This window comes from Nonomuraea sp. NPDC005983 (assembly GCF_040614375.1).
GTDB lineage: Bacteria > Actinomycetota > Actinomycetes > Streptosporangiales > Streptosporangiaceae > Nonomuraea.
This window is the reverse complement of sequence record NZ_JBEXUP010000099.1, coordinates 22,123-32,845: the sequence shown is the minus strand read 5'-3', so window position 1 is coordinate 32,845 and position 10,723 is coordinate 22,123. Positions and strand designations below refer to the sequence as shown.

The window sequence follows — 10,723 nt, the reverse complement described above, 5'->3', positions numbered from 1 at the left end:
CGCCGGCCGGGGCGGTACGCCGCCACCCGCCGCCCCGCCGCGCGTCCGCGCTGACAGGCAGGGACGGGGGCTGTCATGGAGCATTTACCGTTAGGAAACTTTCCTTTAGATTTGAGGTATCCCCCCATCTGAAGGAGCACTTCATGCGAAGGACGCTCACGTTGATCGCCATGGCGGTGATCTCCATCGCCACCACGATGGTCATCGCCCAGCCGGCGCTGGCCCACGGGTACGTGAACTCGCCGCCGAGCCGTCAGGCCTTCTGCGCCCAGGGCAAGGTGCCCGACTGCGGCGAGATCATCTACGAGCCGCAGAGCGTGGAAGGGCCCAAGGGCCTGCGGAGCTGCGACGGCGGCAACGCCCGGTTCGCGCAGCTCAGCGACGAGAGCAAGCCCTGGCCCGTCACGTCGGTCGGCACCACGGTCACCTTCAACTGGGTGCTGACCGCCAGGCACGCCACCAGCACGTGGGAGTACTACGTCGGCGGCACCCGGGTCGCGGTCTTCGACGACGGCGGCAAGCAGCCACCCGCGACGCTCTCGCACACCGTGAACTTCTCCGGCTTCACGGGCAAGCAGAAGGTCCTGGCGATCTGGAACATCGCCGACACCCCCAACGCCTTCTACTCCTGCATCGACCTGCGCTTCGGTGGCGGTGGCGGCCAGCCGACGCCCACGCCGACGCCGACCCCGACCCCCACCCCCACCCCGACGCCCACTCCGACCCCGACGCCGACGGTTCCCGGCGGCACCTGGGCGGCGGGCACGGCGTACTCGGTCGGCGCCGTGGTGACCTACGGCGGGGTGACCTACCGCTGCATCCAGGCGCACACCGCCCTGCCCGGGTGGGAGCCGCCGAACGTGCCCGCGCTCTGGCAGCGGACCAGCTGACCCGCCGACGAGCGCGGACCAGCTGATCCGCCGATGAGCAGCGGGGGGCGCCGGCCGACCGGCGCCCCCCGTCACGTGGTCGGTTTGCAGGTGGGGTGGCACAGGCGGCGGGCCAGCGCGGCGAGGAAGACGTCGATGATCTCGCCCGGCTGCTGGGCCACGTGCAGGGAGCCGTTGGTCGCCAGCGTGATCGCGGACAGGCTGTCGCGGTCGACGCCGGCACCGAAGGCGATGACCACGATCTGCACGGGCTTGTTGGGGTTCCATTCGTGGTGCAGCTCGTCGAGGAGCTGCGGCAGTTTCAGGCCGCGCCCGTCGTCCTGTCCCGCGGTGATCACGAGGAGCGTGTTGTTCATCTCCTCGCGGTAGTCGCTGGAGACCTCGCGGAAACCGCCGAGTATCGCGTCGTAGAGCGAGCTCGACCGGTCGGGGTGCGCGCTGATCGTGGTGGTCAGCTGGTTCAACCGCCCACGCCGGACGAGCTGCCCCGTCTCGGGCTCGTTGATCGGCCCGAGCCCGACCAGCTCCCGGTAGCCCTTGGCCCCGCCGAGCCCGTCGGCGAACTCCCACAGGCCCATGTGCGTCGAGTCGGGGAACAGCTGGAGGCCGATCTTGGCGGCGTCCAGCGCGACGGCCACCCGGGTGGTGCCCTTCAGCGGCTCCGCCATGTGCTTGGAGGTGTCGGCCAGCACCAGGATGTTGGTCGGCGGGGCGAGCCTGCTCCACGCCTGGAGCGCGTCGTCGATGTCCTCGGACGAGACCGAGGGCCTGGTCCGGGGCGCCTCCGTGGGGATGGACGGCCCAGGGGAGATCGGCCCCTGGGCGCCGTCGCCGGACCTGAAGCCCGCCCGTCGCACCAGGTCCTGCGCCTGCGGGCCGCGCAACCAGTCGGCGAACACCGTGGACGCCTCCGCGACCGTCGCGTCCGCCGCCGTCACCACGTACGGGTAGTCGAGGTTGATCGTGCCCTCGCGCGGGTGCAGCGCGACCACGGGGTCGGCCGAGGGCTGCTGGTTGTGCGTCCACACCGACTGCTCGGGGACGATCACCACCGGGCGCTTCCAGAACGTGTGGTCGTCCACGGCGGCCAGCATGCTGCGGTAGTCGGGCGCCGAGCCGGCCTGCGCCCACCGGACGAACGCGGTCAGCGCCTTGTCGGCCGCCGCGCCCTTGCCCACCACGTCCCTGGCGGCGGCGACCGTCGCGATCCCGGCCCCCGCCAAAGACGGGTCGGGGACGCGGACGATGTCCGGTTCGTCGTCGTTGGGCGTCAGCCGTCCCCGCACGGTCGAGGGGAAGACCATCCGCCAGTTCATCTCCGTCCTGCCGACGGAGAAGCGCTGGGCGAGCGAGGCGCGGGTGGCGAACACCAGCGGCGAGGTGGCCACCACGCTCTCACCCGCGGGCAGCGCACTCGCGCCCTGCTTGCGGGCCAGCCTGATCCACGCGGACGAGTCGGCGATCCAGCCGTCGGGCCGCTCCCGGAGGACGCCCGCCCGGTCGCCGATCAGCGTGCGCAGCACCGTGGCCGGCGGCTGCTCGGTCACCTGGACGAGCACGCACCGGCCGCCCACCGAGGTGCGGGTCTCGTTGAACCGCCCGGCCGCCTCCATGGCCACCGGGGCGACGTCCACCGCGGCGGCGACGCTGACCAGAACAGGCTCTCGTGTGGAGCACAGCGCGCCGCCGCCGCCCAGGACCACCACGAGGGTGCCCGCGACGACGGCCACGACCGCGAGGCCGGCCAGCAGGCCGCGCCGTAATGCCTTCCTCCGCCGCTGCTCGGGAGCGGGAGCGGCACGGTGTTGACCCAACGGCACGGTAATCCCTCTCTCCAGGGGAGAGATGATTCTCCCCATGCCTCCCGCCGCGCGCGCAAGAGTCAGTAGAACTCGTTACATTTCGGCCAGTGGCAGTACCCGCCTGACGCTCTGGCACACCCCGTCGCTCGCCGCGGAGGCGGCCAGCCGCTCGGCGTCCGGCTCGCCGTAGTCGGTGGTGCGCTGCCTGACGGGCCTGCCGGAGACCGCGACCATCTCGCGCAACTCGCTGATCGTCTTGTACGAGCCGTTCTCGGAACCGGCCATCCGGCTGATCGTCTCCTCCATCAGCGTGCCACCGAGGTCGTTCACCCCGCCCTGCAGCACCTGGCGGCACAGGTCGTCACGGAGCTTGACCCACGAGCACTGGATGTTGTCGATCGCGCCGTGCAGCAGGATCCGGGCCAGCGCGTGCACCGCCCGGTTCTCCTGCGCGGTCGGCCCCGGCCTGGCGACACCCGCGAGGTAGATCGGAGCGCTGGTGTGCACGAACGGCAGCAGCACGAACTCCGAGAACCCGCCGGTCTCCTCCTGCAGCCGCCTGATGAGCTTGATGTGCCTGACCCAGTGCAGGTGCGTGTCGACGTGCCCGTACATCATCGTGGACGTGGTCGGGAGCCCCACCCGGTGCGCGGTCGTGATGACCTCGATCCACTCCTTGGCCGGCAGCTTGCCCTTCGTCAGCACCCAGCGCACATCGTCGTCGAGGATCTCCGCGGCCGTGCCGGGCAGCGAGTCGACCCCGGCCTCCTTGGCGGCGTGCAGCCAGTCCTCGATCGAGAGGTTCGTCCGGCTCGCGCCGTTGATGACCTCCATCGGGGAGAAGGCGTGGACGTGCATCTCGGGCGTTCTCCCCTTGACCGCCCTGGCGATGTCGAAGTACGCGGTTCCCGGCAGGTCCGGATGGATGCCGCCCTGCATGCACACCTCGGTCGCCCCGGCCAGCCACGCCTCCTCCGCCCGGTCGGCCACCTGGTCCAGGCTCAGCGTGAAGGCGTCGGCGTCGGTCCTGCGCTGGGCGAACGCGCAGAACCGGCAGCCGGTGTAGCAGACGTTGGTGAAGTTGATGTTCCTGTTGACCACGTACGTCACATCGTCGCCGGCGCTCTGGCGGCGCAGGTCGTCGGCGATGCGGGCCAGCTCGTCCAGGGCTCCCCCCTCGGCCGACAGCAGCGCCACCGCCTCGGCGTCGCTCAGCCCCGCCGGGTCGGCCTCCGCCCTCCTGAGCGCCTGCCGGACCTCGCTGGGCGTGCTGGCCGCGCCCGCCGTGCCGACACGTTCGCGCAGGGCGTCCCAGTCGCCGTAGACGTGGTCGAAGTCGTCGCGCCTGTCGCCGGCACGTCCGGACGTGTCCACCTCGACGTGCAGGTCCACCCGTCCGGAGGCGACGAATCCGCCGTCGGGCTCCTGCCAGGGGCGGCCCTCCAGGACCGCGTCCTGCCTGGCGAGCCCGGTGGCCGGGTCGGCCAGCGCCTGGACGTGCGCGAACAGCCGGGGGTCGAGCCACGGCTCGCCCGCCCGTACGTACTCGGGGTAGATCGTCAGCCGCTCCTTCAGCGTGAAGCCCGCCTCGGCGGTGCGGGCGGCGAGCTCGTCGATCTGAGGCCACGGACGCTCGGGGTTGACGTGGTCGGGGGTGAGGGGCGAGACGCCGCCCCAGTCGTCGATGCCGGCGCGGATCATCAGCTCGTACTCCGCGTCCACCAGGTTGGGCGGCGCCTGGAGGCGGATGCGCGGGCCGAGCACCAGGCGGGCGACGGCGATGGTGGCGGCCAGTTCCTGCAGGTCCGCGTCCGGGAGGCCGCGCATCGCGGTGTCGGGCTTGGCGCGGAAGTTCTGCACGATCACCTCCTGGACGCCGCCGTACTCCCTGGCCACCCGGCGGATCGCGAAGAGGGACTCGGCCCGGTCCTCGACGGTCTCGCCGATGCCGATCAGGATGCCGGTCGTGAACGGCACGTTCGTGCGGCCCGCGTCCTCCAGCACGCGCAGCCGCACCGCCGGGTCCTTGTCGGGGGAGCCGTAGTGCGGCTGCCCCTTCTCCTCGAACAGCCGCCGCGAGGTGGTCTCCAGCATCATCCCCATGGACGGCGCGACCGGCTTGAGCCGCTGCAGGTCGCGCCAGCTCAGCACACCGGGGTTGAGGTGCGGCAGCAGGCCGGTCTCCTCCAGGACCCTGATCGCCATGGCCCGCACGTACGACAGCGTGTCGTCGTAGCCGTGCGCGTCGAGCCACTCGCGGGCCTGGTGCCAGCGGTCCTCCGGCCGGTCGCCCAGGGTGAACAGCGCCTCCTTGCACCCCATGGCCGCGCCCTGCCTGGCGATCTCCAGCACCTCGTCGGGGCTGAGGAAGGGGGCCGGGAGCTTGTTCGGCGCGGTCGCGAACGTGCAGTAGCCGCAGCGGTCGCGGCACAACCGGGTCAGCGGGATGAACACCTTCCTGCTGTAGGTGACGATCCCTTCGCGACCGGCCGCCCTCAGCCCGGCGTCGCGCACCCGGGAGGCGTGTTCGAGCAGCGTGTCGAGGTGCTCGTCGCGCGCGTGCAACAGCACGGTCGCCTCGGCGACGTCGATGGCCTTGCCGTCGCGGGCACGGGCGAGGGCGCGGCGGAATGCGGAATCGCTGACCAGACTCATAACGGCACACTACGAAAGCTGAGTTCGCAGTGGGCACTCAGGGGGCACTCAGGGGGCGCCGGAACCCCCTCCTTGCCGAAGGGCCGTCAGAAGGAGCGGTAGTCTCTGACGGCCATGCGCGGGCCGCGTGGCGGCGGGCGCAGCCCGGTGAGTCCGATGAGGACGGTGGCCCGGTGCCGGTGCCCCTCGTAGGGGGCGAGCAGGCGCAGCATCCCGGCGTCGTCGGTCTTCTCGCCGGTCAGGGCGTACCCCACGATCTTGGCCAGGTGGAAGTCGCCGACGCTGACCGCGTCGGGATCGCCGAAGGCGCGCTGCCGCACCTCGGCCGACGTCCACACCCCGACGCCCGGCAGGGCGCGCAGCAGCCGGTCGAGCTCCTCGGTGGTGGCAGCGGCCTCCAGCTTGGCGGCGTGCCAGGCGGCGGTGGCGATCGTCCGGGCCCGCACGGCCTCGGCCCCCGCCCGGTGCCAGTGCCAGGAGGGGATCTCCCGCCACACCTCAGGCTCGGGGAGCACCCGCATGCCCTCGGGTGCCGGGCCTGGCGCGGGCTCGCCGTGCCTGGCCAGCAGCCACCGCCACGCGCGCCACGCCTCCCGGCCGACGACCTTCTGCTCGAGCACGGCGGGGACGAGGGCCTCCATGACGCGGCCCGTCCTGCCGATGCGCAGCCCGGCGTGCTTCCTGGCGACGTCCGCCAAGACCTGATGTTTGACGCTGAATCCCGAAATATCGTCTTCGGCGCCGAGCAGCGTGGGGAGCGTCTCCAGCAGCCACCCGGCCCCCGGCCCCCACGCCTGCCCGCACACGGTCGACGCCTCGACGCGCACCCGGAGGGTGCCGGGCCCGTCAGGCGTGCGGCAGGTGCGCCAGACCGCGCCGTCGCCGCCCATCCGCCAGGTGGGATCGCCGGTGCCCCGCCGGTGCGGGGCCAGCGCCAGCCCGACGTCGAGCGGCCCGTCGGGAGCCCACCTGCGTTCCACGACCGTGCCGGATCAGACGTCGCTGGAGTAGCGGACCGCGCGTTCGGGCAGCTCGATCCCCGGCCAGACGCGGACGCCCGCCTGAAGCTCGTTCCCCGGCCCGACCACGGCCTGGTCACCGATGACCGCGTCGCATACCACCGCGCCCCCGCAGACCCGGGCGCCTCTGCCCACGACCGAGTCGGTGACCGACGCGCCCGACTCCACCACGCAGCCGTCGCCCAGCACGGACCCCACCACGGAGGCGCCCGCCTCGACCACGGCACCGGCGCCGACCGCCGAACCGCCCTGCACCTTGGCCTCGGGAGAGACCCTCGCGCCGTCGAGCGCCAGGTACTCCCCCGTCGGGCCCGGCAGGGCCGGGGAGGCCAGCCGGCCGAGCACCAGGTCGCGCGAGCCGCGCACGAAGGCGGCCGGGGTGCCCACGTCGAGCCAGTACGTCCGGTCGGCGTAGCCGAGCACCAGGTCGCCGGAGTCGATCAGCCCCGGGAACGTCTCACGCTCCACCGACACGACCTCGTCACCCGGGATCCGGTCGATCACCGAGCGGGTGAAGACGTAGCAGCCCGCGTTGATCCGGTTCGTCACCGGGTTGGGCGTCTTCTCCAGGAAGGCCGTCACCCGCCCCGACTCGTCGGTCGGCACACAGCCGAACCGGGTCGGATCGTCGACCTCTGTCAAATGGAGCGTTACAGCGGCCTCGCGGGCGAGGTGGGTACGCACCTGGTCGCCGATGTCGTGACCCGACAGGATGTCGCCGTTGAGCACCAGCACCGGGTCGCCGGGCCCCGAGGTCAGCGCCTCCGCTGCGTTACGGATCGCGCCGCCCGTGCCGAGCGGGGTCTCCTCGGTGATGTACTCCAGCGAGAGCCCGAACGCGGCCCCGTCGCCGAAGACCGGCTCGAACATCGACGCCTTGTACGAGGTCGCGAAGACGATCCGACGCACGCCGAACGAGCGGGCCCTGGCCAGTTGGTGGGCCAGGAACGGCACTCCGGCGGTCGGCAGCAGCGGCTTCGGCGTGCCCAGTGTCAGCGGACGCAGGCGGGTGCCCTGCCCCCCGACCAGGAGAATCGCCTCGAGACCTGACAAGGAGCTCTCCATCAGATCCACACGGAGCCGGCCTGACGGCTTCCTCCGTGCTTCCTCCTCTCGGATTTCGTCGGTGCCATTACACGCAGGGGGTGGCCCGCGACATCTCCCATGGCCGCGGCGGCGGTAACGTCACATGCCCGCGTGACGCCCCGGCGAAAGGCCGGCCCTTTCGAAAGGGGAGGGTCACTACGCGAGGTTACCGAACTATTCGATGGCGCGTTGATAAGAGCTGAGATGCGCCTCCACCGAGGCCTCCCAGGTGAACTCGCGAGCCCTGGCCAGCCCCGCCTCCTGGTACTGCCGGCGCCTTTCCGGCGAGGCCAGGAGGTCGCCGAGCGCAGAGGCGATGCTGTCGGCGTCGGGCTCGGTGTAGGCGACGGCGTCGCCGCCGACCTCCGGCAGGGATGTACGGTGCGTGGTCAGCACGGGCGCGCCGCACGCCATCGCCTCCAGCACCGGCAGCCCGAACCCCTCGCCCAGGGACGGGAACGCCACCACGATCGCCCCGCCAAGGAAGCCCGGCAGGTCGGGGATGCGCAGGAAGCCGGGCCGCACCACCTTGACCGTGGCCTCGACCTCGCGGCAGGCGGCGTCGACGTCGTCCTCGTGCACGCCACCGCCGATCACCAGCGCGGGCGGCTCGTCCAGGCTCTTGACGGCCGCCGCGAAGCCGCGGATCAGGTTGGGGACGTTCTTGCGCGGCTCCAGCGCGCCCAGGAAGGCCACGTACGGCTGGCCGTGCAGCCCGCACCTGTCGGCCGCACGCCGGATCTCCACCTCGCTCGGGGGGTGGAAGAGCTCGTGGTCGACGCCGTGGTAGGCGACGTCGATGCGGGTGGGGTCGGCGGCCAGCACGCGCACCAGTTCGTCCCTGGTCGCCTTGGACGGGACGATCACGCGGCCGGCGTGACGCACGGCGGTGCGGGTGGCCGAGCGGAAGAACGACGCCTTGGCCGCGCTGTGCTGGTCGGGCTCGGTGAACCAGGTGACGTCGTGCACGGTGACGACGGTCGGCAGCCCCGAGCGGAGCGGGATCGAGTAGTAGGGGGCGTGGATGACCTCGGCTCCCGCCTTGCGGGCGAGGAGCGGCACTCCGGTCTGCTCCCAGGCGAGCCTGGCCGCCCTGTTGGTGATGGCGACGGGGCCGGGAATGACGTCGGCGGAGGGCGCGAGCCGTCCGTACCTCTCGGCGTCGGACCGCTGGCAGACCACCGCGAGATCGGCTCCTGCCCGGTCCAGGCCGGCGACCAGCCCGTCAACGTATCTGATCAACGCGCCGCGATCAGCGGGGACCGCCGCCGCGTCCACGAGCACTCGGGGCATACGAAGATCTTCTCCCCTCAAGATCAACGCGGGACACGGCGTCCCCCTCCGGTTCAGCTTATGACCAGCCTCCCCCAAATCGTGTGCCAAATCACACCGAGTCGCGACGTGCCGCAATTCCAGCGAGGCCCGCGCAGATCAGATCCCCTATGACGATGACGACACGCGAGGCGAGCGCGACGGCGATCGCGGATCCGCGGTCGAGCACGGGCGCGAGCACGGCCACCATGGCCACCTCCCGCACCCCGGCTCCCGCAGGCACGACGAACGTCAGGATGCCCAGGCACCACGACAGCGCGAACGCGCCGATGGCGAAGAGCAGGCCGCCCTCGGGGGCGACGAAGTACAGGTGCAGGCCGTAGCAGGCCCAGCCCGCCACCGCCCAGCCGAGCGCGGTGAGCATGCCGCGCCTGGTCAGCGGGCGTTCCAGCGGCTCGCGCTTCAGCCTGCGCAGGCCGTATCCGATCACGCCGTTGATCACCTTGGGCTCCAGCAGCACGAGGAGCACCGGGATGAAGAGCAGCAGCCAGCCGTACCGGTTCCAGCCGAGGGTGCCGAGCGTGACGAGCAGGCCGCTGGCGAGCTGGACCGGCATCATCAGGAAGAAGGCCGCAGCGCTCCGCGAGCGCGGTACGCCGAGGTCGCGGCCCATCTCCATCTGGGCGATCATCGGCCAGACCGCGCCGGGGATGTACTTGCCGAGCTGGCCCACGAAGAACACCTTGGCCGCGGGCCTGAACGGCAGCGGCGAGCCGAGGTCGGCCAGCAGGGTCCGCCAGGTGAGCATGGCGCCAAGCAGCGCGGCCACCACGGCGCCGAGCGACGCGACCAGCATCGGCGGGTCGAGCCTGGCGAACCCGGCGACCACGGCGTCCCACTGCGAGGCGATGGCCCAGCCGCCGAACCCGAGGGCGACGAGGAGGAACCCGGCGCGGACCAGCCGCCGCACAGGCGACCGTCTCGGCGCCACCACGCCCGGAGTGTCGTCGCTCATGGTCTGCTCTGCCGTGCTCACAGGGGAAGGACCCGCTCGGGGGGCTGCGGGAGGTCGGCGCCCGCCGGGCGGCGCGGCCGCTTCGTCGCCACCCACAGGTACGTCGGCACGAGCGGGAGCAGCAGCCGCAGCGCCGCACGCGGCGTGCGCGCCAGGACGGCCTGCGCGGCCCGGCCGACCGCGCCGGGGAACAGCTCGGAGCCAGCGAACCGGGTCGGCGTGGCCAGCACGGGGAAGGTGTAGTCCCAGACGTGGAAGGCCCGCAGCATCCTGCGCAGCCCGCGGCGGGTGCGGTAGCGCTCGTAGTACTGGTCGGCCCGGCCGAAGGCGCGGACGTACCGGTCGGCGAGCGCGGGCGGCAGGTACGACAGGAACGGCAGCTTGTAGTGCGGCTCCATGACGCCGAGCCGGTTGCCCAGGCCCAGGTAGAGCACGCCGTCGTCGGAGAGCACCCGGCGCATCTCGGCCACCACCGCGTCGGGGTCGACCACGTGCTCGTAGATGTGGTTGAACACCAGGACGTCGATCGAGCCGTCGGGGAACGGCAGCGCCGTGCCGTCGCCGCAGACGAACGCGACCCGCTCGCCGAACCGGTCGGCCGCCCTGCGCAGGCCGGGCACGTCGATGTCGATGCCGAGCGTGTGCCCGGCCCCGGCTCCTGCCAGCTCGTCGGCGATGAATCCGGCCGAGCAGCCGACGTCGCCCACGGTCAGCCCGTCGAGCGGACCGTGGAAGTGCTCGAGCACCGCGATGATCTTCGCGGCCTTGCGACGGCGTTTCTCCTCGTCCAGCATCGCCGACTGGAACTCGGAGTACTCCAGCTGCGCGACCCGTTGCTTACCCACGCCGCCCAACAGTACCTGCGCTCGACGTCCGTGAACCCGCCAACGGGCTTGGGACGGCGCCCGACTGCCGGGTTGTTCGCATGTGGGGGCGAGATAGGACGAGGTCCAGGGCGACAGGCCGTACAGCGCGGCCAAGATC

At 72.0% G+C, this 10,723-nt stretch carries 8 protein-coding genes; 1 reads left to right on the top strand and 7 read right to left on the bottom strand.

All coding sequences use genetic code 11. The features are described from left to right. Positions 1 to 143: 143 nt before the first annotated feature. Complete coding sequence (locus tag ABZ297_RS33055; protein ID WP_355354457.1) at positions 144 to 890, top strand: lytic polysaccharide monooxygenase; 747 nt, start codon at positions 144 to 146, stop codon at positions 888 to 890. 71 nt (positions 891 to 961) lie between these two features. On the opposite strand, the gene ABZ297_RS33050 is transcribed toward ABZ297_RS33055, so the two are convergent. From ABZ297_RS33050 to ABZ297_RS33020, 7 genes are all read right to left on the bottom strand, one after another. After that, entirely contained in the window at positions 962 to 2,710 is a 1,749-nt protein-coding gene (locus ABZ297_RS33050; RefSeq protein WP_355354454.1) for a substrate-binding and VWA domain-containing protein, read from the bottom strand. 75 nt (positions 2,711 to 2,785) lie between these two features. Continuing rightward, positions 2,786 to 5,347: a bifunctional FO biosynthesis protein CofGH gene (locus ABZ297_RS33045; protein WP_355354451.1), complete on the bottom strand. Its 2,562-nt coding sequence runs from the start codon at positions 5,345 to 5,347 to the stop codon at positions 2,786 to 2,788. Between the two features lie 86 nt (positions 5,348 to 5,433). Next, positions 5,434 to 6,327: a DNA-3-methyladenine glycosylase 2 family protein gene (locus ABZ297_RS33040; RefSeq protein WP_355354448.1), complete on the bottom strand. Its 894-nt coding sequence runs from the start codon at positions 6,325 to 6,327 to the stop codon at positions 5,434 to 5,436. A 12-nt stretch (positions 6,328 to 6,339) separates the two neighbouring features. After that, on the bottom strand, positions 6,340 to 7,431 hold the full coding sequence (locus ABZ297_RS33035; RefSeq protein ID WP_355354445.1) for an NDP-sugar synthase: 1,092 nt from the start codon (positions 7,429 to 7,431) through the stop codon (positions 6,340 to 6,342). 195 nt (positions 7,432 to 7,626) lie between these two features. Next, complete coding sequence (locus ABZ297_RS33030; RefSeq protein WP_355354442.1) at positions 7,627 to 8,745, bottom strand: glycosyltransferase family 1 protein; 1,119 nt, start codon at positions 8,743 to 8,745, stop codon at positions 7,627 to 7,629. A gap of 91 nt (positions 8,746 to 8,836) precedes the next feature. Further along, the gene (locus tag ABZ297_RS33025; protein WP_355354439.1) at positions 8,837 to 9,739 is read right to left on the bottom strand and encodes a lysylphosphatidylglycerol synthase transmembrane domain-containing protein; all 903 of its coding nucleotides are present in this window, start codon (positions 9,737 to 9,739) and stop codon (positions 8,837 to 8,839) included. A gap of 17 nt (positions 9,740 to 9,756) precedes the next feature. After that, complete coding sequence (locus tag ABZ297_RS33020) at positions 9,757 to 10,584, bottom strand: class I SAM-dependent methyltransferase (RefSeq protein ID WP_355354436.1); 828 nt, start codon at positions 10,582 to 10,584, stop codon at positions 9,757 to 9,759. Positions 10,585 to 10,723 lie beyond the last annotated feature (139 nt).

What these genes read in the sequence shown, in the direction of transcription:
- ABZ297_RS33045 (WP_355354451.1), bottom strand. Translation starts at nt 5,347, where the DNA reads ATGAGTCTGGTCAGCGATTCCGCATTCCGCCGCGCCCTCGCCCGTGCC.
- ABZ297_RS33035 (WP_355354445.1), bottom strand. Translation starts at nt 7,431, where the DNA reads ATGGAGAGCTCCTTGTCAGGTCTCGAGGCGATTCTCCTGGTCGGGGGG.
- ABZ297_RS33055 (WP_355354457.1), top strand. Translation starts at nt 144, where the DNA reads ATGCGAAGGACGCTCACGTTGATCGCCATGGCGGTGATCTCCATCGCC.
- ABZ297_RS33025 (WP_355354439.1), bottom strand. Translation starts at nt 9,739, where the DNA reads ATGAGCGACGACACTCCGGGCGTGGTGGCGCCGAGACGGTCGCCTGTG.
- ABZ297_RS33030 (WP_355354442.1), bottom strand. Translation starts at nt 8,745, where the DNA reads ATGCCCCGAGTGCTCGTGGACGCGGCGGCGGTCCCCGCTGATCGCGGC.